The sequence below is a fragment of the Rathayibacter sp. AY1A3 genome (assembly GCF_002930975.1).
GTDB lineage: Bacteria > Actinomycetota > Actinomycetes > Actinomycetales > Microbacteriaceae > Rathayibacter.
The window spans coordinates 1-23692 of sequence record NZ_PSTO01000032.1 but is presented as its reverse complement, the minus strand read 5'-3'; the positions used below and the strand labels follow the sequence as shown (position 1 = coordinate 23692).

The window sequence follows — 23692 nt, the reverse complement described above, 5'->3', positions numbered from 1 at the left end:
CCGCCCCGCTCCGTGCCCCTCCTCCGAGGATCGCTGACTCCCGATCCCACCGATCGACCCTCCGGCCGATCCGTGGAGACGCCTCCCGATCCCGCCCCTGTGGAGGAGCGGTCGACCGCGTCACGCCGCCACCGAGAACGTCGAGAGCAGCACCGAGACGACCATCGGAGCCACTCCGAGCAGCAGGAACGCCGGCAGCACGCAGATCCCGAGCGGCAGCATCAGGGTCACGCCGAGCCGAGCGGCTCGCTCCCGCGCCCCGGAGGACGCCCGTGCCCGGACCAGAGCCGCCTCGCTCCGGAGCAGGCGTCCGGCCGGCACGCCCGCCGCCGCGGAGAGGGCGAGCACCGTGTCCGCGTCGGAGAGCACGCGCTCGCCCGAGTCGAGCCCGCACTCGGCGAGCGCCGCCACGACCCGGGCGCGCGACGACTCGATCGAGCCGCCACCGGCCAGCGCCACCGAGAGGAGGTCGAGCGCGAGCCCGGGCGCCGGATCGGCCGGGGCCGCGCTTCGGACGAGGCGCCGCGTCCACGCGTGCGCGGCCGCCATCAACCCGGCTCCCCCGACCAGGCAGACCGCACCGGGCACCGTCCCGAGGAGCACGCCGACCACGTCGAAGCCCAGCAGTGCCCCCAGACCCAGCGCCGCCAGCGGCAGCGCGCTCACGACCCTCCCGGTGGCGGAGGGACCGGCCAGAGCCACCTCGATGTCCCGGCGGGCGCGCGCCAGCTCGCGCAGGGACTCCGCCAGCTCGCCGAGAGCGGCGGCGACCGGCGCGCCGGAGTCGGCGGCCACCCGCCACGCGGCGGCCAGCGCCGCCCACGCGGTCGCCTCACCGGTGTCCGGCGCTCGCTGTCGCGGCCGCTTCCGCTCCGAGCCGCTCCGCCGCGAAACCGGCGTCCCGCGCAGCAGCGCCTCCGTCACGTCGCCCCCGCGGCCGGCCTCCTCCGACACCGCCCGGAGCAGTCGCCGCCGCCGCGCGTCCCCGCTGTCCGCCCCCTCCGCCCCCGCGAGATGCCCGAGGGCCGACGCGGGAGCCACTCCCGCCGCGAGGAGGACGGCCAGTCGGTGCACGACGGCCGCGACCTCGTCCAGCCCGTCGCGGCCCGTCACGCGCTCGACCTCGAGGCGCTCGGGAGCGACCCGTCCTCGACCCTCAGGCGGCCGGCCGCGTCGAGCACGAACGTCCCGAATGCCGCCAGCCGCCGCCGCCCGTCGCGGCGCTCGAGGTGGAGCACCAGGTCGATCGCGCTGACCGTCTGGCGGGCGATCGCCTCGGGCCCGAGCCCCGCGAGGACCCCGAGCGCCTCGAGACGCGCGGGCACGTCCTCGAGGGAGTTCGCGTGGAGGGTCCCCGCACCGCCGTCGTGCCCGGTGTTCAGCGCGGACAGCAGCTCGCGCAGCTCGACGCCGCGGCACTCGCCGAGGACCAGGCGGTCCGGACGCATCCGCAGCGCCTCCCGCACGAGCCGGTCCAGGCCCACGGCACCGGCGCCCTCGAGGTTGGGCTGCCGCGCCTCGAGCGAGACGACGTGCGGATGCGCGGGCCGGAGCTCGCCGACGTCCTCGATGGCGACGATCCGCTCGGTCGGCGCCGCGCACCCGAGCAGGGCGCCGAGCAGGGTGGTCTTGCCTGATCCACCGGCTCCCGTGATCAGCAGGTTCCACCGCTCGCGGACCGCCCCGCGCAGAAGCCGCACTCCGTCGTCGTCCAGCATCCCGGCCGCCTGCAGCTCCCCGAGCGTCCAGGAGTCCGACCGCGGCACCCGCACCGACACGAGCGCTCCCCCGGTCGCCACCGGCGGCAGCACGACGTGCACGCGGACCCCGTGGCGGAGCCTGACGTCCACGCACGGGCTCGCCTCGTCGACGTGCCGTCCACCGGCCGCGACCAGCGCGACGGCCAGCCGCCGTGCTCCGGCGGCGTCGAGCGTCCACTCCGGAACCCGCTCCGCACCACCGCCCCGGTCGATCCAGAGGCCCGCGCCGCCGTTCACGAAGAGGTCGGTCACCGCGGGATCCGCGGCGTGCGGCGCGAGCAGCCCGAGACCGGCGGCGGCGGGCCGCACCGGCAGCGGGTCGCGGCGGTGCTCGGCGGGGACGAGGGGGACGAAGTCGCGGGTCATCCCGGCACGCTAGGAGCCCGTTCCGCGCGCCGGGGCGCTCCCTGCCCGATCGGAGGAGAGACGCCCGCGTCGGCGCCTGTGGAGGAACGACCCGGGCCGGACGCGCGCGCAGGGGCGGCCCGGGGCTCTGGGCAGGGAGCCGCTCCGAGGAGGGGCCCCACGGCGCAGAGAAGCCCAGTCGACGAGGAGACGTCCCGGCAACGCGGAAACGCCCCCGCGAGCAGGGCTCGAGCGGGGGCGTCCCTCCGCCGGATCCGGCGGGAAGAAGGGGGCGGCACCCATTGGGGGGAACAGGTGCCGCCTCGGCGGCGCTGGATTGGGGGGAATCACTTGCGCCGCTGGGCCGAAGTTCATTCGGCCGTATGCAACTGTAGGGGACGGATCGCGATTCGCCAAGCCCGGATCCTGTTCTCTGCGGACTCTTATCCGACACCCGCCCCGCACCCAGCTTGCGGCGCTCGGCGATCCGCGCTGAAGGCGGGCGCTACGGTGGTGCGACGCCGACCGCGCGGGCCGGCGAACGTCTCACTCGCGAAGGAGCGAATCGCAGATGTCCACTCCCCCCGACGCCCCGGCCGCCGACCGGAACGCCATCGACAACCTCCTCCACGAGACCCGCCGGTTCCCGCCGCCGGCCGATCTCGCCGCCGGAGCGGTCGCGACCGCCGCGCTCTACGACGAGGCCGCGGCCGACCGCCTCGCCTTCTGGGCCGACCGGAGCCGCGAGCTCCTGCACTGGCACCGACCGTTCACGCGCACCCTCGACTGGAGCGAGCCCCCGTTCGCGAAGTGGTTCGACGACGGTGAGCTGAACGTGGCCTACAACTGCCTCGACCGCCACGTCCTGGCCGGCCACGGCGACCGCGTCGCCCTGCACTGGGAGGGCGAGCCCGGCGACTCCCGCTCGATCACCTACGCCGAGCTCACCGCCGAGGTGAAGCGCGCCGCGAACCTGCTCACGAGCCTCGGCGTCCGCGCCGGCGACCGCGTCGCGATCTACCTGCCCATGATCCCGGAGGCGGTCATCGCGATGCTCGCCGTCGCCCGGCTGGGGGCGGTCCACTCCGTCGTCTTCGGCGGATTCAGCGCCGAGAGCCTGCGAGCGCGCATCGACGACGCGGAGGCGACACTCGTCATCACCGCCGACGGCGGCTGGCGCAAGGGCGCCGTCTCGCCCCTGAAGCCGGCGGTCGACGCCGCGCTCGCCCTCGGCGGCGAGTCCAGCGTCCAGCACGTCCTGGTCGTGCGCCGCGGAGGCAACGAGGTCGCCTGGCACGAGGGGCGCGACCTCTGGTGGCACGAGGAGATCGTGGCGGTCGACGCCGACCACGTCGCCAAGCCGTTCCCCGCCGAGCAGCCCCTCTTCATCCTCTACACGAGCGGCACAACCGGGAAGCCCAAGGGCATCCTGCACACCAGCGGCGGGTACCTCACCCAGGTCGCCTTCACGCACCGCGCGGTCTTCGACCTGCACCCCGAGTCGGACGTCTACTGGTCGACCGCGGACGTGGGCTGGATCACCGGGCACAGCTACGTCGTCTACGGCCCGCTCGCCAACGGCGCCACCCAGGTGATGTACGAGGGCACTCCGGACAGCCCGCATCCCGGTCGCTGGTGGGAGATCGTCGAGAAGCACGGCGTGACGATCCTCTACGCGGCGCCCACGGCGATCCGCTCCTTCATGAAGCTCGGCCGGCAGATCCCGCAGCGCTTCGACCTCTCGAGCCTGCGCCTGCTCGGATCGGTCGGCGAGCCGATCAACCCGGAGGCGTGGGTCTGGTACCGCGACGTCATCGGCGGCGGCCGCACCCCCATCGTCGACACGTGGTGGCAGACCGAGACCGGCGCGATGATGGTGTCCCCCCTGCCCGGGGTGACGACTCTCAAGCCCGGGTCCGCGCAGGTCGCTCTGCCGGGGATCTCGATCGACGTGGTCGACGACTCCGGGACGCCGGTCGGCGCCGACGAGGGCGGACTGCTCGTGATCACCGAGCCCTGGCCGGCGATGCTGCGCGGCATCTGGGGCGACCCGGAGCGCTACGTCGAGACCTACTGGTCGAAGTTCGGCGACCGCTACTTCGCGGGCGACGGAGCGCGTCGCGACCAGGACGGCGACCTCTGGCTCCTGGGGCGCGTGGACGACGTGATGAACGTCTCCGGCCACCGCCTCTCGACGGCCGAGATCGAGTCGGCCCTCGTCTCGCACCCGGTCGTCGCCGAGGCGGCCGTCGTGGGAGCCGCGGACGAGACCACCGGCCAGGCCGTGGTCGCGTTCGTGATCGCGAAGGCGAGTCAGGCCGAGGCGCTGGCCCACGGACACGACGAGCTCGAGGCCACCCTGAAGGCGCACGTCGCCGAGCACATCGGCGCGATCGCCCGCCCGAAGCGGATCTTCGTGGTGCAGGAGCTGCCCAAGACCCGCTCGGGGAAGATCATGCGCCGGCTGCTGCGCGACGTGGCGGAGGGACGTGCCGTGGGCGACACGACGACGCTCGCGGACACGCAGGTGATGGCGGTGATCTCCTCCGCGATCGCCGCGGACTGACCGGGCGCCGCCCCCTCCCGCCGCGTGGGCCGGAGGGGGCGGTGCGTCAGTCGAAGGCGACGATCAGCTCGACCTCGACGGGAGCGCCGAGGGGCAGCTCCGCCACCCCGACGGCCGAGCGCGCGTGACGGCCGGGCTCGCCGAACACGTCGCCGAGCAGCTCCGAGGCGCCGTTGATCACGCCGGGCTGCCCGGTGAAGCCGGAGGCGGACGCGACGAAGCCGGTGAGCTTCACGATCCGCGTCACCCGGTCGAGCGATCCGATCGCGTCGGCGACGGCCGCGAGCGCGTTGAGGGCGCAGGTGCGGGCCAGCTCCTTCGCCTGCTCGGGCGACACCTCGGCGCCGACCTTGCCGACCAGCGGCAGAGCGCCGTCGACGAAGGGGATCTGCCCGGCCGTGTAGACGAGGCCGCCGTGCACGACGGCGGGGACGTAGGCGCCGGCGGGGACCGCCACGGCGGGCAGCTCGACGCCGAGCTCCGCGAGACGCTCGGCGATCACGCGCCGGCCTCGGCGACGGGGCGCTTGAGGTACGCGACGAGGCCGCCCTCGGGACCGGTCACGATCTGGACCAGCTCCCAGCCCTCGGATCCCCAGGTGTTCAGGATCGCCGTGGTGTTGTGGATCATCAGCGGGGTGGTGATGTACTCCCAGCGCGGGACGGACATGGCTCTCCTCGGGTGCGGCCGGTGCGGGACGACTGCTGAGCGCCGCGCGTCGGCGGGATGAGCGCCGCGGCTCGTCCGAGCGCGGCGACTACGCTGATTCTATGTCGGGGCAGGGCGGGACCAGAGTCGTGAAGACCATCGGGGGCGCCGTCGGCGGTCTGATCGGCATCGTCGCCATGAGCGTCGTCGCGGGAGTCCTGGTGGCCGCCTCGGTGACGCCGGCGATCGCGCTGAGCGGCATGGCCGCTGGCAACACGGTGGAGATGTTCGACAACCTCCCCGAGTACCTCGAGATCGGCACGCTCGCCGAGAAGAGCGACGTGTACGCGAAGGACTCCTCCGGCGGCGACGTGCTGCTCGCCTCCTTCTACGCCCAGAACCGCGTCGAGGTGGGCTGGGACGAGATCTCGCCGTTCGTGAAGGACGCCGTGGTCGCCTCCGAGGACCCCCGCTTCTACGAGCACGGCGGCATCGATCTGCTCGGCACCGTCCGCGCGGCCGCGACGACGGCCATGGGCGGGGACGTCCAGGGCGGCTCCTCCATCACGCAGCAGTACGTCAAGAACGTGCTCGTGCAGAAAGCGGAGGCGCTCAGCGATCCGATCGAGCGCGACGCGGCCTACCGTGAGGCCACGGAGACCACTCCGGAGCGCAAGGTCGCCGAGATGCGGCTCGCCATCGGGCTCGAGAAGGAGTACCCGAAGAACGACATCCTGCTGGGCTACCTCAACATCGCCCTGTTCGGCGGCACCGTCTACGGCGTCGAGGCGGCCGCCCGCTACTACTTCGGAGTGAGCGCGAAGGACCTCTCGCTCGCGCAGTCCGCCGCGCTCGTCGCGATCGTGAACAACCCCGAGAAGTTCCGCTTCGACCGGCCCGGCGACCCGGCGAACCCCGCCGCGGAGGGCTACCCGCAGACCCGGGACCGGCGCGACTACATCGTGACCCGCATGGACCTCGAGTCGAAGGTGACGTCCGAGCAGGCGCAGGCGGCCGTCGCCGAGCCCGTGACGCCGGACATCACCGAGCCGAGCACCGGCTGCCAGACGGCCGGAGTCGCGGCCTTCTTCTGCGACTACGTCACCTGGGTCATCAAGAACGACGACGCGTTCGGTGCGAGTCAGGACGAGCGCGACGCCACCTTCAAGCGCGGCGGCTACCGGATCTACACGACCCTCGACTCCGACCTGCAGCAGGCCGCCGTCTCGGCCACCGACGACTGGGTGCCCAAGTCGATGGCGAACGTGAACATCGGCAGCGCGAGCGTCTCGGTCGAGGTCGGCACCGGCCGCATCCTCGCGATGACCCAGAACAAGGACTACTCCAACGATCCGGACCTGACGGGCCCCAACTACACGAGCGTCAACTACAACACCGACTTCGGGTACGGCGGCTCCTCGGGATTCCAGGTCGGCTCGACCTACAAGGTGTTCACCCTCGCGGAGTGGCTGCAGGAGGGGCACTCGCTCGGCGAGAGCGTCGACGGCACCCGCCGCGCCTACACGACCTTCCGTGACAGCTGCGAGCCCGACGGCGTCTACTACGGCGAGTCCTGGAACCCCGGGAACGACGAGGGCGGCAACGGAGGAGTGACCACGGCCCTGCAGGCGACGACCGGCTCGATCAACACCTCGTTCGCCGCCATGGCCCAGCAGCTGGATCTCTGCGGCATCCGCAACACGGCGCTGGCGATGGGCGTGCACCGTGCCGACGGGACCGAGCTGCAGAAGCTCGCGCCGACCATCCTCGGCACCAACGAGATCGCTCCGCTCACGATGGCCACGGCCTTCGCCGGCTTCGCGAACAAGGGCACCGTCTGCACGCCCATCGCGATCGACCGCATCGTCGACCGCACGGGCGCCGACGTCGCGCCGCCCGCCTCCGAGTGCAGCCAGGGGATGTCCGAGGAGGTGGCCGCGACCGCCGGCTACGCCCTGCAGCAGGTGGTGACGGGCGGCACCGGCGCCCCTTCCAACCCCCGCACCGGGGTGCCGCACATCGGCAAGACCGGAACCACGGACGACGCGCTGCACACGTGGATGGTCGGCGCGAGCACCGAGGTCGCCACCGCCACCTGGGTCGGCAACGTGACCGGCTTCACCTCCATGCGCGGATTCAGTCTCAACCGGGTGAACGCCGGTCAGGTGCGCCACCAGATCTGGCCGCGCATCATGCGCGTCGCCGACGCCAAGTACGGCGGGACGGCGTTCCCGGCTCCGGTCCGCTCGCTCGTCGACGCTCCGCAGGAGGCCGTGCCCCAGGTCACCGGCCAGAGCCCCTCTGCGGCGGCCTCACGCCTGCGCTCCGTCGGCTTCACGGTCCGCGTCGACACTTCTCCGGTCCCCTCCGACCGCCCGGCAGGGACGGTCGCGCAGACGAACCCGCCCGCCGGGTCGCGCGTCTCCCGGGGCGCGGAGATCACCCTGCAGATCAGCGCCGGACCGGGCGCCCCGCCCCGCGCGGGCTGAGCCCCCGCACCCCCGGCTGCTCCCGAGGGAGCGTCCGGCAGAATGAACGCGGCCGCGCTCGCGGCCGACGTGCGAGAGAAGGACCCATGACCGGACGCACCCGTCGCCCCCTCACCACCGCCCTCGCGACCGTCGCCGCGGCCGGAGCCGTCGCCGCGGCCTGGGGCATCGGCGTCGAGCGGACGCTGTTCACCGTCCGGCGCACGTCGTTCCCGGTGCTGCCCGCCGGTTCCGAGCCGATCCGCGTCCTGCACGTGTCGGACCTGCACATGGCCCCGTGGCAGACGAAGAAGCAGGAGTGGATCCGCTCGCTCCTCGCCCTGGCCCCCGACGTCGTGGTCGACACCGGCGACAACCTCGGCCACCGCGACGGCGTGCTCGGCATCCGCCGGGCCCTGGAGCCCTTCGCCGGGATCCCCGGCGCCTTCGTCAACGGATCCAACGATTACTTCGGCCCTCGGATCAAGAACCCGCTCCGCTACTTCGTCGGCCCCTCCAAGAACCCCAAGCAGCACGAGGCCGATCTCGACACCGACGGGCTGACCGGCTTCTTCTCGGACGGGCTCGGCTGGGTGGACCTCAACAACCGCGCCGAGAGCATCACGGTGAAGGGGACGCGCATCGAGTTCTTCGGCGTCGACGACCCGCACATCGGCCTCGACCGCATCGACCTCGTCGCCGGAGCCGTGGACGAGCTGCGCGGCGCGGAGGACGGACCGGCCGGGGTCAGCATCGGCGTGGCGCACGCGCCCTACCAGCGCATCCTCGACGACTTCGTCGCCCGCGGCGCCGAGGTGATCCTCGCTGGGCACACGCACGGCGGGCAGGTCTGCGTCCCGGGCTTCGGCGCCCTCGTCACCAACTGCGACATCCCGCGCGACAAGGTCGCCGGCTCGACGACGTGGGACAACGGACTGCGCAGCTCGTACCTCAACGTGTCCGCCGGAGTCGGCACCTCGATCTACGCACCGGTGCGCTTCGCCTGCCGGCCCGAGGTGACCCTCGTCACGCTCACTCCGGCGGCCTGACGAGGGGTGTCCGACGGCGGTCCGGAAATCGGCTACTATTGTCGAGGCTCGTGAGCGGTTCTCCGTGATGAGCACACCGGGGTGTGGCGCAGCTTGGTAGCGCGCCTCGTTCGGGACGAGGAGGTCGTGGGTTCGAATCCCGCTACCCCGACCGGTGAGAAGCCCGGCCAGGATCGATGATCCGGCCGGGCTTCGTCGTTCCCGGGGCGTTCTCGGAATTCTGCTGTGGCGGGGCTCCGCCCGCAGGCGGATGCTCGCCCGGGCCGGAGCCCGGTCGACGACGGAGCCGGCGCGATCACCGCCCCGCGCTCTCCGGCTCGAGCACCCCTGTCGGCGTCCCGAATGTCCTGCGCACGGGCGTGCCTCCCGGCCCGATCCCAGCAGCCGGGAGCGAGACTGTTCTTCCGCCGTCGTCGCCGCCTCCGCCCGACGACCGACGAGAGGAGCACCGTGACCCGGTCGCTCACCCGCCTCACCCTCGCCATCGGCGTGCCCTACGTGGTCGCGCTCGCAGCGATCGCCTTCTGGCCGACGCCCGTCGATGCGGGAGTGCGCGGAGATCTCGGCCGGGTGACCTCCTGGTTCGCCCGGCACGGCCTCCCGATGGTCGACTACGCGTTCATCGAGTCGACCGCCAACATCGCCCTGTTCGTGCCCCTGGGGCTGCTCCTGGCCCTCAACCTGCGACTCCGGAGGGCGTGGGTCGCTGTGGCCGTCGGCGCCGTCGTGAGCTCGCTGATCGAGGCGGGCCAGCTGCTCTTCCTCTCGGCGCGCTTCGCGACCGTCGACGACGTCGTGATGAACACCTCCGGCGCGCTTCTCGGCGCGGTCGCCGGCGTCCTGCTCCGGATGGTCGTCCGCGCACGACGACGCCGGAGGGCGGCGGAGTGGGACGACGCCTTCGCGCACATCCCCCTCCGCGGCACCTCCGGCGTCGTGGCGGATCAGCCGAGCCGCGTCCGCTGAGACGACGGCTCCGCCGCGTCAGCGGCCGAGGCCGCGGTACTCCCAGCCGGCCGCACGCCAGGCGGCGGGGTCGAGGCAGTTGCGACCGTCGACGAGGAAGGTGTTGGCCACCTTCGCCGCCGTGGCCGCGGGGTCGAGGGCGCGGAACTGCTTCCACTCCGTCACGACGACCACGGCGTCGGCACCGGCCAGCGCCTCGTCGACGTCGGTCGTGTAGGTGATCTCGGGGTAGCGGCGGCGCGAGTTCTCGATCGCCTCGGGGTCGGTCGCGACCACGGTCGCACCGAGGTCGTGCAGGCGCGCGGCGACGTCGAGCGACGGCGAGTCGCGGATGTCGTCCGACTCCGGCTTGAACGCCAGACCGAGCACCGCGATGCGGCGGCCCGCGACGGAGCCGCCGAGGCCCTCGGTGACGAGGTCGACGACGCGCTGGCGGCGACGCAGGTTGATCGCGTCGACCTCTTTGAGGAAGGCGACGGACTCGCCGACGCCGAGCTCGTCGGCGCGGGCCGAGAAGGCGCGGATGTCCTTCGGGAGGCAGCCGCCTCCGAAGCCGATGCCCGCGTTCAGGAAGCGGCGGCCGATCCGCACGTCGTAGCCGATGGCGTCGGCGAGTTGCGTGACGTCCGCGCCGGTCACCTCCGCGATCTCGGCGATCGCGTTGATGAACGAGATCTTGGTCGCGAGGAAGGCGTTGGCCGAGACCTTCACCAGCTCGGCGGTGGCGTAGTCGGTGACCACGAGCGGGGTCTCGGCCGCGAGCGCCGTCGCGTAGACCTCGTCGAGGGTCGCCTTCGCCGCTGCTCCGGCCTCGCCCGCGGGCACGCCGTAGACGAGGCGGTCGGGGCTGATCGTGTCCTTGACGGCGAAGCCCTCGCGGAGGAACTCGGGGTTCCAGGCGAGGGTCGCACCGGAGGAGGCGATGCGGTCGGCCAGGCGGGCGGCGGTGCCGACGGGGACGGTCGACTTGCCGACGACGAGGGAGTCCGCCTCGAGGTAGGGCAGGAGACCGTCGATCGCCGAGTCGACGTAGGTCATGTCCGCGGCGTTCTCGCCCGGCTTCTGCGGGGTGCCGACGGCGACGAAGTGCACGGCCGCACCGGCGGCGTCGGCCATGTCGGTCGAGAAGCGCAGGCGCCCGGAGGCGACGCCGGAGGACAGCAGCTCCGGGAGGCCGGGCTCGAAGAACGGCGCGGTGCCGGCGGCCAGGGCGTCGATCTTCTTCTGGTCGACGTCGATGCCGATGACGTCGTGGCCGAGCTCGGCCATGGCGGCAGCGTGGACGGCACCGAGGTAGCCGCAGCCGATGACAGAAAGCTTCACAGGGGTTCTCCGAATCGTGGCGGGTTCGTGTCGCGGTCGCGACGGTGAGGAGGAGCGATGCGATGCGGCGAGGCGTCAGCGCGCCCGCGGACGCGCGACTACCGCCGCGCCAATGCTCTCAGATCACGGGAGACGTCGGCGACAGCCGCCGCGATCTGCGCCGCCACGCGCTCGTGCACGGCCTCGCTGCGGCCGATCGGGTCCTCGATGTCGTCGCCGCCCTCGCCCCGCGGGGCGCGCCCGCGGTGGGCGGCGGCGAGCCGCACGACGGCGCGGAGCCGCGCGGCGGGGTCCTCGACCGTCGGCAGCGGCACCTCCCGCAGCACGAACGGCAGCACGCGGGCGAACTCGAGCAGCGTGAAGCCGCGGAGGAGGAGCGACGGGAAGCGCCGGGAGGCGTCGACCAGGTGGTCGCGCGTCATCGTGAGCAGGAGGTCGGCGTCGCCGACGATCGCGTCGCCGAGCACCGCGCTCGTGTGCGCGGCCGGGTCTCCCCCGTGCTGAGCCGAGAAGCGGGCCGAGACCGGGTCCATCGGCAGTCCGTCGCGCGTCCTCACTCCGGCGCTCGTGAACGCGAAGAGCGGACCTCCCGCGGGTGATGTCGCGTCGGCGAGTGCGGCGCGCAGCAGCTGCTCCGCCATCGGCGACCGGCAGATGTTGCCGGTGCAGACCGAGAGCACGGTGAAGACGGGGGCGGCGGAGGCGGCGACCGGTTCGTCCGGTCGCCAGCTCCGGCGGGCGGGGCGGGCGGAGTCGTCTCCCGGGAAGATCATCGCGGGGCGCTCAGGCCGAGGTCGACGCGGGCTCGGGCTCGACGGCCGTGTCCGGGCGGGCACCCGATCGCTCTGAGCCGTAGTAGCTCGTGTAGTAGTAGCCGTAGCCCCGGCCGACCTGGCCGCGCGCGGGCACGCGGTTGAGGATCACGCCGAGGGTGTGGCCGCTGACCCGCTCGAGGTTCTGGATCGCCTTGCCCAGCTCGTCGGTCGTCGTCCTGCCCGCGGAGATGACCACGAGCGCGCCGTCGGTGCGGGCGGTGAGGATGGCGCCGTCCGTGACGGGCAGGAGCGGCGGCGCATCGACGATCACGATGGCCTCGCGAGCGATCTCGTGCAGGAGGATGTCCATGCCGTTGGAGCCGAGCAGCTCGGACGGGTTCGGCGGGATCGTTCCGGCCCCGAGCACCCAGAGGTTGCCGGACGGGCCCCACGGCTGCAGGACGTCCTGCAGCTCCGCCTTGCCGATCAGCAGGTCGGTCAGGCCGACGCCGGGCACGAGGCCGAACGACTTGGCGACCGTCGGCTTGCGGAGGTCGCCGTCGACGACGACGGTGCGCTGGCCGGAGGCGGCGAGCGTCACCGCGAGGTTCGCGGTCACCGTCGACTTGCCGTCCGAGGGCAGCGGGCTCGTCACGACGATGATGCGCGGCGGGCTGTCGATGTTCATGAACTGCAGGTTCGTGCGGAGCTCGCGCAGCGCCTCGGCGAGTGCGTGCTTGCCGTCGGCCTTGATGTAGTCGGTCGTGTCGGCCTCGGGGACGATGCGGTTGGTCTCGCTGAGGCGCTTGTCGACGGGGAGGGTGCCGACCACGGGGAGGTCGAACAGGCGCTCGACCATCTCGGCGGTGCGGATGCGCCGGTCCAGCGTGTTGCGGACGAACGCGTAGACGAGACCGAGGACGAGGCCCGCGAGCGCGCCGACCGCGAGGACGAGGCGCAGGTTCGGGAACGCCGGCGAGGACGGGAGCGCCGCGGTCTGCAGGACGGTGAGGGAGACCGTGTCGCCGACGCCCGTCTCCTGGTTGACCTGCTGCACCTTGGTGGCGATGGCCGCGACCCAGGCATCGGCGAGCTTCTGCGCGCCCTCGGGGGTGGAGGCGGTGGCGCTGACCTTCATCACCGGGGCGACCGTGTCGGCCTGCACCGCGATCGCCGAGATCAGCGTGGCGGGCGAGACGTCGAGGCCGAGGCTGTCGATCGCGATCTGCGCCACGTCGCGCGAGGTGGCGATCGGGACGTAGGTGGCGAGGCTCGACTTGGCGACGGACTGCGCGATCTGCTGCGTGTAGATCGCCTGGCCGTCGTCGGCACCGGTGGTGGCGACGGAGACGAGGCCCTGCGAGTCGGCGACGTACCGCGGCTTCTGCGTCAGCGACCAGCCGAAGGCGACGAGAGTGCCGAGGAGGATCGCCGCGACGATCGGGATCCAGTGGTCGCGCAGCAGCCGGAGGACGTCTCGAAGTTCCACAGAGTCAGATTTCCTTCGCTGGTACGGATCACGCGGCGGGCGCCGGAGACGGGTTCTTCCGAATTCTGACACAGCGCTTCCGCGCCCTCGGCGCCAGGCGCGTCAACCGTGCCACCCGTCGGGGGTGGGCTGCGGCGGAGTCCCTCTCGTGATCACTCCGAGGCCCTCGAGCTCGACGACCGCCGACTCGACGACCGCCTCCGCATCGACGCCGGCGGGCGGCGGGCCCGCCTCCTCGAGCACCGCGGCGACGAGACCGGGCAGATCGGAGCCCCGGCCGGCGTGGCGCCAGATCGTCGGGCCGATGCCGGACAGGCGCACGAGGGTGCCGCCGCAGAACACGAGCAGCTGGCCGTCGGCGAGCTCCACCGCGTCGTCCGCAGGGGTGCGCAGGACGGTGCCGGGCAGGGCCTCGCCCACAGGGTCGAGCTGCACGGAGACCACCTCGGACCAGGCGGACGGGGCCTCGGCGCCGAGGGACGCGAAGACCTCCTCGACCAGGTGCACCACGCTCGCGGCCTCGGAGTAGACCAGTCGCCGGACGCCGCCCAGCGCCGAGAGGGTGCGGACGAGATCGGCGATCGGCCGCGGGCGGGCCGAGAGGTAGGAGGTCTGCGGCACCAGGTCCTCGATGGCGTCGACCGGGTCGACGTGCTCGAGGAAGGGCGTCCCGACGCCGTCGCGGCGCTCGAGCAGGAGGACTCCGGCCAGACGCAGGGGCGCCTCCGGGACCGGTCGGAGGGCGAGCGACCCGGGGGCCAGCTGCGCCTTCGGCGCCGATCCGGTCAGCGGCTTCACCGACAGCGGCTTGGGATAGGGCAGGACGCGCCCCTCCGGGTTCACGCCGACCGTCTCGTCGGTGACGTAGCCGAAGCGGGACCCGAGCGTCCGGGCGATGGTGGTCTTGCCGGTCCCGGAGGCGGCGACGAAGGCCAGCACGCGGCCGGACTCGTCGGAGATCCCGCAGGCGTGGAGCATCAGCAGGTCGGCGCGCCGGGCGCCGATCGCCTCGAGGGTCAGGGTCGAGGTCAGGGACTCCTCGAGCTGCGCGAGCGTGGCGCTCGAGACCCGGGGCGAGCCGTCGACCGGGACGGAGGGATCCTGCCCCACCTCGGCGAGGACGTCGCGTGCTCCCGCGTCGGGCTCGGACGCGCAGGCGGCCCAGCTGTCGGCGATCCGCGCCGCGTCCTCGTCGCCGACGCCGCGTCCGAAGACCACGCGGAACGGGGTCTCGAGGACCGAGACGGACAGGGTGCGGGGCTCGGCGCCCCTCCCCCCGGCGATCAGTACGCCCCGTCGCGGGCGAGGACGGCGCGCGCGGTCTTGAAGAGGATGACGATGTCGCCGGTCATCGACCAGTTCTCGACGTAGTACAGGTCGAGGCGGACGGTGTCCTCCCACGAGAGGTTCGAGCGTCCGCTGACCTGCCAGAGCCCGGTGATGCCCGGCTTCATCAGGAAGCGGCGGTGCACGTGCTCCTCGTACTGCTCGACCTCGCGGGCCAGCGGCGGGCGGGGGCCGATCAGGGACATGTCGCCGCGGAAGACGTTCAGGAACTGGGGCAGCTCGTCGAGGCTGAAGCGCCGGAGGATCGCGCCCACCCGGGTGACGCGCGGGTCCTTCGCCATCTTGAAGAGGATCGAGTTCCCCTCCGCACGCTGCTGCGACGCGAGAGCCGCCAGTCGCGCCTCCGCGTCGACGACCATAGAGCGGAACTTCAGCATCTCGAAGGTCGCGCCGTTCAGGCCGATGCGCTCCTGCCGGAAGAGCACGGGCCCGGGGCTGGTGACCTTGACCAGCACGGCGACGACGACGAGCACCGGCGCGCTGAGGATGATCAGCATGGTCGACGCGAGGATGTCGAAGAGCCGCTTGGCGAACCGCTGGCGGCCGTCGAAGCGCGGGGTCTCGACGTGGATCAGCGGAAGGCCCGCGACGGGGCGGGTGTGGATGCGCGGACCGCCGATGTCGGTGAGGCTCGGCGCCACGACGAGGTGCTCGCGCCCGGGCTCGAGCGTCCAGCTCAGCTCGCGGATCCGCTGCGGTGCCAGCTCGTCGGAGCTCGTGACGACCACCGTGTCGGCGCCGGTGGCGTCCATCACGGCGCGGACGCCGTCGATCCCGGTGAACCCGTGGACCGCGAGGCCCGAGAGCTCCTGCTCGCTCCGCAGCGCGTCCGCACCGCCGACCGAGGTCGAGACGGCGCCGACGAGCTTGTAGCCGGCCTCGGTGCCGCGACGCAGCTCGCGCGCGGTGTGCAGGACGCTCGCGCGGGAGCCGAGGAGCACGACCTGGCTCGAGAAGCGGCCCGCCCGGCGCTGCCGGGTGAGCCAGGAGCGCCAGACCAGGCGGCCGACGCAGATCAGCACGATCCCGGCGGGGAACGCCGTGATGATGTAGCCGCGCGCGAGCAGGATCTGGAGCAGGTAGGCGATGATCGCGACGATGCCGAAGAGCCAGATGGAGGCGTCGACGACGCGGCGGTACTCGACGTAGCCGGTGCCGACGATCCGGCGGTCGCGCGTGTCGAAGACCTGGAGGGCGAGGAGCCAGCCGACCGACAGGGCGACGGACACCCAGGTGTAGCTGACCGCGATGTCGGCGGGGTTCTTGAACCCCAGGTCCGAGTTCAGGTTCAGGTCGAACCAGAAGAGCTGCGTGCCGAAGACGGAGACGACGATCGCGACGACGTCCGTGATGAGCAGCCGTCGCCGGTAGTCCTGCTCCCACGACGGCCGACGCCTCAGCGGTGCCCCTTGCGCCGTCATCGTTTCCCCCGACCTTTCCTGCTGCTTCGAAAGGCGTAATTCCGTTTCCGGTGTTGTCACGTCGTCAGGCTACCCACTTCCTCGTTTCGGAGGGGTGTCGCACCGGTGAGGAACGCTCGACCGGTCAGCCGCGGAGCCGGCCGCGGCTCTCCTGGAGGTAGCACGCGCCGCACAGCGACTCGTAGGTGACCGCCGTTCCGTCGATCGCGACCTGATCGCCGTCGAAGACGAAGCGGCCGTCCACGACGCGCCCGTTGAAGATCGCTTTGCGCCCGCACCGGCAGATCGTCTTCAGCTCCTCGAGGCTGTGGGCGATCTCCAGGAGCCGCCTGCTGCCCGGGAACGCGGCGGTGCGGAAGTCCGTGCGGATGCCGTACGCCAGGACGGGCACGTTCTCGAGGATGGCGATCCGGAGCAGATCGTCGACGTGCGACTCCGGCAGGAACTGCGCCTCGTCGACGAGCAGAGCGCTCACGTCGCGCTTCGACTCGGCCAGGACGCGGGCCCGGGCCGCGGTGAAGACGGCCACCGGGTCCCCGTCGGGCTCGAACAGGATGTCCACCGGACGGGTCACGCCGAGCCGCGACACGATCAGCTCCTCGCCCTTCGTGTCGACGGCCGGCTTGGCCAGCAGCACCCGGTGCCCGCGCTCCTCGTAGTTGTGCGCGGCCTGCAGGAGCGACGTGCTCTTCCCGCTGTTCATCGCTCCGTAGCGGAAGTACAGCTTGGCCATCAGGTCTCCTCGGGGCGGGTCCGGAGGCGGGGCCTCCGGGGTGAGCAGGGGCCGGTCACGGGAGGAACCCGTCCTCGCCGGCGCGGCGGATCAGATCGGCCCGGCGGCTCGCGGGCCTGCCGACGGCGACGTACTTGCGGCGCACGCGCTGCAGGTAGGTCTTCGCGGTCTCGAACTGCACGTTCATCTTGGCGGCGACCTCGGGGGTGCTCGATCCGGACGCGTAGAGGCGCAGCGCCTCCAGCTCGCCGGCGCTGAGCCGTGGGCGCTGCTGCGCCGCGACTCCGGACGGCAGGGGCCGCCACTGCGCGGACGAGACGTCGGCAGATCGCATCTCGAGAGCGGCGCGGGTCTGCTCCATCACCTCGGCGAGCGGGCGCGACTTCGCCAGGTGCCGCACCGCTCCGGCCTTCAGGGCGCGCTCGCGGACCTCGTCGTCCTCGCTCGCGGAGAGCGCCACGACCGCGGCTCCGGCCGCCCGGCAGGTCCGGATCCGCGCCTCGATCGAGATCGGCTCGCGCAGCTCGACGTCCATCACGACCACCTGGGTGGGGAAGACATCGCTCGTCACCAGGTCGTGCCAGGTGGAGGCGGCCACGACGACCTCGAAGTCCGGGGCGTGGGTGCGGATCCACGCGCTCGTCGCCGCGAGCAGGTCCTCGCGCGGGTCGAGCAGGCCGAGCCGGACCGCACGGGGTGCCGCGTCGCGGGCGCTCCGGGCGGAGGAGCCCGAGGGCTCACCGGAGCGGGTGACCATGCGGACGATCCTAGCCGCGGCCGGGCCCGCCCCCGGCTCAGAACAGCGTCGGCTGCCCGACGCCGGGCAGGATCGCGGCGCGCTCCGGCCCGAGCTCCCCGACCAGCAGCCCGTCGTGCTGGAGGGAGCGCCGCTCGCCGCCGAGGGTCCGCAGCGTCCCGAGCGAATTGAGGGCGGAGGACTTGACGGAGCCGGTGGCCGGGTCCTCTTCGCCGCGCTCGAGCCCGTGCGCGCGCATCAGCGGGCGGATGCGCGCGGAGAGCCAGCGCCGGTACTCGAGAGGCGCGTAGGCGTCGCGGCCCGGGTAGAGCGCTCGGTACTTGTCGACCAGCTCGGGGTGCTCCTGCCCGAGCCACTGCAGGAACCACTCCTTCACCCCTGGCTTGAGGTAGAGGGTCGAGTACATGATCGTGCTGGCGCCCGCCTCGCGGCAGGCCCGGAGCGACTCGTCGAGGTGCGCCCGTGTGTCGGTGAGGAACGGCAGGATCGGCATCAGGAACACCGAGCAGTCGAAGCCGGCCTCCCGTGCCGCGGTGACCGTCGCCAGCCTCGCCGCCGCGGTCGGCGCACCCGGCTCGACGGAGCGCTGGAGGCCCTCGTCGTAGACGGCGATCGACACTCCGAGGTCGACCGGGACGTGCTCGGCGGCCTCGCGGAGCAGCGGCAGGTCTCTCCGCAGCAGCGAGCCCTTCGTGAGGATCGAGATCGGGGTGCCCGAGGCGGCGAGCGCGGCGATGATGCCCGGCATCAGCCGGTAGCGGCCCTCGGCGCGCTGGTACGGATCGGTGTTGGTGCCGAGTGCCACGGGGTGCCGCTCCCAGCTCGGCTTCGCGAGCTCCCGGGTGAGGACCTCGGCGACGTTCACCTTCACGACGATCTGCGAGTCGAAGTCGCGGCCGCCGTCGAACTCGAGGTACTCGTGCGTGGGCCGGGCGAAGCAGTAGGTGCAGGCGTGGGTGCAGCCGCGCATCGGGTTGATGCTCCAGCCGAACGGCATCTTCGAGGAGGTGTGCACGCGGTTGAGCGCCGACTTCGCGAGCACCTCGTAGAAGGTGATGCCCTCGAACTCCGGCGTGCGCACCGTCCGCACCAGGTCGGTGAGCTTGACGAGCCCGGGCAGCGCGGCCTCGTCGGCCGTGCCGATCGACTGCCCGCTCCACCTCATGGAGCCATTAGAACATACGTTCGAACGGATCGCAGCCGATCAGACCGAGGCGGACAGCTCCAGCGTCTCGGCGGTCGCGGTGACCGTCTGCTCGGCCTTCTCGGGCGCGTCGTTCAGCGTCGAGCCGTAGCTCGGCACCAGCGCGCGGATCCGCGGCTCCCAGGCCTTCATCCGGTCGGGGAAGCACTTCTGCACGATGTCGAGCATGATCGGCACGGCGGTCGAGGCTCCGGGCGAGGCGCCGAGCAGGCCGGCGATCGTGCCGTCCCCTCCGGTGATGACCTCGGTGCCGAACTGCAGCACGCCGCCCTTCTTCTCGTCCTTCTTCATCACCTGGACGCGCTGGCCGGCCGTGATCAGGTACCAGTCCTCGTCGCGGGCGGTGGGCAGGAACTCGCGCAGGGCCTTCATCTTCTTGCCACGGCCGGCGAGCACCTCGCCGATCAGGTACTTCATCAGGTCGAGGTTGTCGCGGGCGACCGCGAGCATCGGGCCGATGTTGTGCGGCCGGATCGACAGGGGCAGGTCGAGCCACGAGCCCCGCTTCAGGAACTTGGGCGTGAAGCCCGCGTAGGGGCCGAAGAGGAGGGACGACTCGCCGTCGACGACGCGCGCATCGAGGTGCGGCACCGACATCGGGGGCGCGCCGACCGCGGCCTTGCCGTAGACCTTCGCCTTGTGCCGGGCGACCAGCTCGGGGTTGTCGGTGCGGAGGAACTGGCCCGAGATCGGGAAGCCTCCGAAGCCCTTGATCTCGGGGATGCCCGACTTCTGCAGGAGGTGCAGCGCACCGCCGCCGGCGCCGACGAAGACGAAGCGGGCGGTCACCGACTGGGGCGTGCCTCCGACGACCTGCTTGAGGTCGAGGCGCCAGGTGCCGTCCTTCTGCCGGGTGATGTCGGTGACCTCGCGGCCGGTGTCGAGCGTGCCGCCGTGGGCGACGACGTGGTCGAACAGCTGGTGGGTCAGCGAGCCGAAGTCGACGTCGGTGCCGGCCGGCATGCGCGTCGCCGCGTAGGGGCCGCCGCCGGCGGGACGCTGCTCCATCAGCAGGGGCGCCCACTCGTGGATGGTCTTGACGCTCTCGGTGAACTCGATGCCGGCGAACAGCGGCTGGTCCTTGAGGGCCTCGTAGCGCTTCCGGAGGTACTCGACGTTGGCCTCGCCGTGCACGAAGGTCATGTGCGGCGCCGGGTTGATGAAGCTGGAGGGCTCGCGGATGTCGCCGGACTCCACCAGGCTCGACCAGAACTGGCGCGAGATCTGGAACTGCTCGTTGATCTGGATCGCCTTGGCCGGGTCGACGGAGCCGTCGGCCGCCTCGGGCATGTAGTTCAGCTCGCAGAGGGCCGCGTGACCGGTGCCCGCGTTGTTCCACGGGTTCGACGACTCCTGCGCCACGTCGCCGAGGCGCTCGTAGGCGGCGATCGTCCAGTCGGGCTGCAGCTGGGTGATGAGGGCGCCGAGCGTGGCGCTCATGATGCCCCCACCGATGAGGGCGACGTCGACCGGTTCCGAGGAGTTCACGAGAGTCGAGTTTACGCTCGCCCGAGCACGCCGCGGCGGGGAGGGGCCCCGCTCCCCCATCAAATTCGCGGCTTTTCCACCCGGAAGGGGCCGGAGCGCTCGGCGCCGGCCCCGTCCACGGAGGTCAGGAGACGGGCTGCTTCGCCGCGATGAGCTCGGCGATCTGCACGGCGTTCAGGGCCGCGCCCTTGCGGAGGTTGTCGTTGCTGATGAAGAGCGCGAGGCCGCGTCCCTCCGGAGCGCCCTCGTCGGCGCGGATGCGGCCGACGAAGCTCGGGTCCTTGCCCGCGGCCTCCAGCGGAGTCGGCACCTCGCGCAGCACGACGCCGGGCGCGTCGGCCAGCAGCTCGCGAGCACGCTCGGGGCTGAGGGCGGAGGCGAATTCTGCGTTGACGGAGAGCGAGTGGCCGGTGAACACGGGGACGCGCACGCAGGTGCCCGAGACCAGCAGCTCCGGGAGCTCGAGGATGCGGCGGCTCTCGTTGCGGAGCTTCTTCTCCTCGTCGGTCTCGTTCGAGCCGTCCTCGACCAGGCTCCCCGCGAAGGGGATGACGTCGAAGGCGATCGGGGCGACGTACTTGTCCGGCGCGGGGAAGTCGACCGCCGAGCCGTCGTGCACCAGGTCGAGCAGGTGCTCGTCGACGACGGCGGCGCGGACCTGGCCGGCCAGCTCGTTCGCTCCGGCCAGTCCGCTGCCGGACACGGCCTGGTAGGTGCTGACGATCAGGCGCGTGAGCCCCGCCTCGCGGTCGAGGACCTTGAGGATCGGCATCGCGGCCATCGTGGTGCAGTTGGGGTTGGCGATGATGCCCTTGACCGCCTGGTCGATGGCGTGGGGGTTCACCTCGCTGACGACCAGCGGGACCTCGGGGTCCATCCGCCAGGCGCTGGAGTTGTCGATCACGGTGACGCCGGCCGCGGCGAAGCGGGGCGCCTGCGCGCGCGAGCCCGTGGCTCCGGCCGAGAACAGGGCGATGTCGAGCCCCGACGGATCGGCGGTCTCCACGTCCTCGACCACGACGTCCTCGCCGCGGAACGGCAGCGTCGTGCCCGCCGAGCGGGCGGTGGCGAAGAAGCGGATGGACGCGATCGGGAAGTCGCGCTCCTCGAGGAGGCGGCGCATCACCTTCCCGACCTGGCCGGTCGCGCCGACGACGCCCACGTGGAGGGGGGTGCTGCTCATGCTGTGCTCTTTCGTCCGTGCGGCGCGCGGGCCGCTCGTGGCGGGGGGATCGAGGGAGAGGGTACCGGTCGGTCCGGCCGCTCGGGAGGAACGGCCGGATCGCGAGGGTGTCCGGCCGTCAGCGGCCGGTGCCGGCGTAGACGACGGCCTCGTCCTCGGCGTCGAGCCCGAAGGCCGTGTGCACGACGCGCAGGGCCTCGTTCACGGTGTCGGCGCGGGTGACGACCGAGATGCGGATCTCGCTCGTGGAGATCATCTCGATGTTGATCCCGGCCTCGTAGAGGGAGCGGAACAGCTTCGCGGAGACGCCGGCGTTGGTGCGCATCCCGGCGCCCACGAGCGCGAGCTTGGCGATCTGGTCGTCGTACTGCAGGGACTCGAAGCCGACCTCGTCCTTCTCGGCGTTGAGAGCCATGAGGACCGTCTGGCCGTCGGCCTTGGGCAGAGTGAACGAGATGTCGGTGCGGGCGGTCGCCGCAGCCGACACGTTCTGCACGATCATGTCGATGTTGGAGCCGGTCTTGGCCACGATCGTGAAGATCTGCGCGGCCTTGCCCGGGATGTCGGGGACTCCGACGACGGTGATCTTCGCCTCGTTCAGGTCGGCGGCGACTCCGGCGATGATGGGCTCTTCCACGGCTTGTCCGTTCTGCTCGGCGCCGGCGGTCTCGGCGTTGTAGACGATGGTGCCCTCGTTGGGGCTGAAGGAGGAGCGCACGTGGAGCGTGACTCCGTGGCGGCGGGCGAACTCGACGGCGCGGATGTGCAGCACCTTCGCTCCCGCGGCGGCCAGCTCGAGCATCTCCTCGCTGGTGATGCGGTCGAGCTTGCGGGCCTTCTTGACGACCCGCGGGTCGGCGGTGAAGACGCCGTCGACGTCGGTGTAGATCTCGCAGGTGTCGGCGCCGAGTCCCGCGGCGAGCGCGACGGCGGTGGTGTCGGAGCCGCCGCGGCCGAGGGTGGTGATGTCCTTCGTGTCGCGGTTGAAGCCCTGGAAGCCCGCGACGATGACGACGGCGTTCTCGTCGAGCGCCTCGCGGAGACGGACCGGGGTGATGTCGACGATGCGGGCGGCGCCGTGCTGCGCGTCCGTGATCATGCCGGCCTGGCTGCCGGTGAAGGAGCGGGCCTCGAAGCCCATGCTCTTGATCGCCATCGCCAGCAGCGCCATCGAGATGCGCTCGCCCGAGGAGAGCAGCATGTCGAGCTCGCGGGGGGCGGGGATGGGCGTGACCTGGTGGGCGAGCTCGAGCAGGTCGTCGGTGGTGTCGCCCATGGCCGAGACGGCGACGACCACGTCGTTGCCCGCCTGCTTGGTGGCGACGATCCGCTTCGCGACCCGCTTGATGCTCTCCGCGTCGGCGACGGAGGACCCGCCGAACTTCTGGACGATCAGGCTCACGTGCTGCTCCCGTGTCGGTGGCTGGACCGCCGTCGCGACCCGACGGGCGAGTCTACCGGTCGACCGCATGCCGGAGCGGTCATGCGACTCCGGCGGCCGCGTCAGTTCTCGACGAGCCGGCGGCCCTCGAAGGCGCGGCCGAGGGTGATCTCGTCGGCGTACTCGAGGTCTCCGCCGACGGGCAGCCCGGAGGCCAGGCGGGTGATGCGGATGCCGAGGGTGCTGAGCATGCGCGAGAGGTAGGTCGCCGTCGCCTCGCCCTCGAGGTTCGGGTCGGTCGCGATGATGACCTCCTGCACCTCGCCGTCCGCGAGCCGCTGCAGTAGCTGGCGGATGCGGAGCTGATCCGGGCCGATGCCGTCGATCGGGCTGATCGCGCCGCCGAGCACGTGGTAGAGCCCGCGGAACTCGCGGGTGCGCTCGATCGCCGGGACGTCCTTCGCCTCCTCCACGACGCAGATGACGGCGCGGCTGCGGCGCGGATCGCGGCAGATCCCGCAGGTCGCCTCCTCCGCCACGTTCCCGCAGATGTCGCAGAAGTGCACACGGCCGCGCAGCTCGAGCAGGATCTCGGCGAGCCGGGTGACGTCGAACGTCTCGGTCTGCAGGATGTGGAACGCGATGCGCTGGGCGGACTTCGGGCCGATGCCGGGGAGCCGGCCGAGCTCGTCGATCAGCTCCTGGACGATGCCTTCGTACATGCGGTCGCCTCCTCTCGGGTGGGGCGGACGGCGAGGTGCAGGAGGTCATCATCGCGACCGACCCGAACCTCGAGGGCGAGGCGACGG

General features: G+C 72.2%; 20 protein-coding genes, 1 tRNA gene and 1 pseudogene. 6 read left to right on the top strand and 16 right to left on the bottom strand.

Annotated features, from left to right (window positions below; genetic code table 11):
- Nucleotides 1-120: 120 nt before the first annotated feature.
- Both C5C10_RS13660 and C5C10_RS13655 read right to left on the bottom strand, forming a co-directional pair.
- Nucleotides 121-1113, bottom strand: coding sequence for a type II secretion system F family protein (locus C5C10_RS13660; protein ID WP_104329498.1), 993 nt, complete (start codon nucleotides 1111-1113; stop codon nucleotides 121-123).
- Complete coding sequence (locus tag C5C10_RS13655; RefSeq protein ID WP_104329497.1) at nucleotides 1110-2126, bottom strand: TadA family conjugal transfer-associated ATPase; 1017 nt, start codon at nucleotides 2124-2126, stop codon at nucleotides 1110-1112. Before C5C10_RS13655 ends, C5C10_RS13660 begins: the two co-directional genes overlap by 4 nt.
- A 550-nt stretch (nucleotides 2127-2676) precedes the next feature.
- Between C5C10_RS13655 and acs the strand changes: the two genes are divergently transcribed.
- A complete protein-coding gene (acs, locus tag C5C10_RS13650; protein WP_104233737.1) occupies nucleotides 2677-4671 on the top strand; it encodes an acetate--CoA ligase in 1995 nt (664 codons plus the stop codon).
- 46 nt (nucleotides 4672-4717) lie between these two features.
- Here the strand turns inward: acs and C5C10_RS13645 are convergent, their stop codons facing one another.
- Both C5C10_RS13645 and C5C10_RS17905 read right to left on the bottom strand, forming a co-directional pair.
- Nucleotides 4718-5173 carry a RidA family protein gene (locus tag C5C10_RS13645; protein WP_208543361.1) on the bottom strand — a complete coding sequence of 152 codons (456 nt, stop codon included), beginning with the start codon at nucleotides 5171-5173 and terminating at the stop codon, nucleotides 4718-4720.
- On the bottom strand, nucleotides 5170-5340 hold the full coding sequence (locus C5C10_RS17905; protein ID WP_164861113.1) for a hypothetical protein: 171 nt from the start codon (nucleotides 5338-5340) through the stop codon (nucleotides 5170-5172). Before C5C10_RS17905 ends, C5C10_RS13645 begins: the two co-directional genes overlap by 4 nt.
- A 101-nt stretch (nucleotides 5341-5441) precedes the next feature.
- On the opposite strand from C5C10_RS17905, the gene C5C10_RS13640 reads away from it, so the two are divergent.
- The 4 genes from C5C10_RS13640 to C5C10_RS13625 all read left to right on the top strand — a co-directional run bounded on the left by C5C10_RS13640 (nucleotide 5442) and on the right by C5C10_RS13625 (nucleotide 9802).
- Nucleotides 5442-7808 carry a transglycosylase domain-containing protein gene (locus tag C5C10_RS13640; protein WP_104222185.1) on the top strand — a complete coding sequence of 789 codons (2367 nt, stop codon included), beginning with the start codon at nucleotides 5442-5444 and terminating at the stop codon, nucleotides 7806-7808.
- An 86-nt stretch (nucleotides 7809-7894) separates the two neighbouring features.
- Entirely contained in the window at nucleotides 7895-8836 is a 942-nt protein-coding gene (locus C5C10_RS13635; RefSeq protein ID WP_104222183.1) for a metallophosphoesterase, read from the top strand.
- A 77-nt stretch (nucleotides 8837-8913) separates the two neighbouring features.
- Nucleotides 8914-8987, top strand: a tRNA-Pro gene (locus C5C10_RS13630).
- Nucleotides 8988-9286: 299 nt separating this feature from the next.
- Nucleotides 9287-9802, top strand: coding sequence for a VanZ family protein (locus C5C10_RS13625; RefSeq protein WP_244229599.1), 516 nt, complete (start codon nucleotides 9287-9289; stop codon nucleotides 9800-9802).
- An 18-nt stretch (nucleotides 9803-9820) separates the two neighbouring features.
- Here C5C10_RS13625 and C5C10_RS13620 read toward each other — a convergent pair whose 3' ends face one another.
- From C5C10_RS13620 to recR, 12 genes are all read right to left on the bottom strand, one after another.
- Nucleotides 9821-11125, bottom strand: a complete 1305-nt coding sequence (locus C5C10_RS13620) for a UDP-glucose/GDP-mannose dehydrogenase family protein (RefSeq protein WP_104268851.1) — start codon at nucleotides 11123-11125, stop codon at nucleotides 9821-9823.
- A gap of 98 nt (nucleotides 11126-11223) precedes the next feature.
- Nucleotides 11224-11898, bottom strand: coding sequence for a low molecular weight phosphatase family protein (locus tag C5C10_RS13615; RefSeq protein ID WP_104227254.1), 675 nt, complete (start codon nucleotides 11896-11898; stop codon nucleotides 11224-11226).
- A 10-nt stretch (nucleotides 11899-11908) separates the two neighbouring features.
- A complete protein-coding gene (locus C5C10_RS13610; protein WP_181073467.1) occupies nucleotides 11909-13369 on the bottom strand; it encodes a polysaccharide biosynthesis tyrosine autokinase in 1461 nt (486 codons plus the stop codon).
- Nucleotides 13370-13471: 102 nt separating this feature from the next.
- A complete protein-coding gene (locus C5C10_RS13605) occupies nucleotides 13472-14587 on the bottom strand; it encodes a hypothetical protein (RefSeq protein WP_104329494.1) in 1116 nt (371 codons plus the stop codon).
- 65 nt (nucleotides 14588-14652) lie between these two features.
- Nucleotides 14653-16137, bottom strand: a complete 1485-nt coding sequence (locus C5C10_RS13600; RefSeq protein ID WP_104283901.1) for a sugar transferase — start codon at nucleotides 16135-16137, stop codon at nucleotides 14653-14655.
- Nucleotides 16138-16261: 124 nt separating this feature from the next.
- Nucleotides 16262-16870 carry a thymidine kinase gene (locus C5C10_RS13595; protein WP_104227256.1) on the bottom strand — a complete coding sequence of 203 codons (609 nt, stop codon included), beginning with the start codon at nucleotides 16868-16870 and terminating at the stop codon, nucleotides 16262-16264.
- A 55-nt stretch (nucleotides 16871-16925) separates the two neighbouring features.
- Nucleotides 16926-17627 carry a LuxR C-terminal-related transcriptional regulator gene (locus C5C10_RS13590; RefSeq protein WP_104237728.1) on the bottom strand — a complete coding sequence of 234 codons (702 nt, stop codon included), beginning with the start codon at nucleotides 17625-17627 and terminating at the stop codon, nucleotides 16926-16928.
- 37 nt (nucleotides 17628-17664) lie between these two features.
- Nucleotides 17665-18792 carry an Rv2578c family radical SAM protein gene (locus C5C10_RS13585; protein WP_104222165.1) on the bottom strand — a complete coding sequence of 376 codons (1128 nt, stop codon included), beginning with the start codon at nucleotides 18790-18792 and terminating at the stop codon, nucleotides 17665-17667.
- A 39-nt stretch (nucleotides 18793-18831) separates the two neighbouring features.
- Entirely contained in the window at nucleotides 18832-20379 is a 1548-nt protein-coding gene (locus C5C10_RS13580; protein WP_104233746.1) for a malate:quinone oxidoreductase, read from the bottom strand.
- A 64-nt stretch (nucleotides 20380-20443) separates the two neighbouring features.
- Nucleotides 20444-21502, bottom strand: coding sequence for an aspartate-semialdehyde dehydrogenase (locus tag C5C10_RS13575; protein WP_104329493.1), 1059 nt, complete (start codon nucleotides 21500-21502; stop codon nucleotides 20444-20446).
- A 118-nt stretch (nucleotides 21503-21620) separates the two neighbouring features.
- The gene (locus C5C10_RS13570; protein WP_104222160.1) at nucleotides 21621-22904 is read right to left on the bottom strand and encodes an aspartate kinase; all 1284 of its coding nucleotides are present in this window, start codon (nucleotides 22902-22904) and stop codon (nucleotides 21621-21623) included.
- A 101-nt stretch (nucleotides 22905-23005) separates the two neighbouring features.
- Complete coding sequence (recR, locus tag C5C10_RS13565; protein ID WP_104222157.1) at nucleotides 23006-23605, bottom strand: recombination mediator RecR; 600 nt, start codon at nucleotides 23603-23605, stop codon at nucleotides 23006-23008.
- A 23-nt stretch (nucleotides 23606-23628) separates the two neighbouring features.
- On the opposite strand from recR, the pseudogene C5C10_RS18245 reads away from it, so the two are divergent.
- Nucleotides 23629-23692 (top strand): annotated as a pseudogene (locus C5C10_RS18245) (recombination protein RecR); the annotation flags it as partial.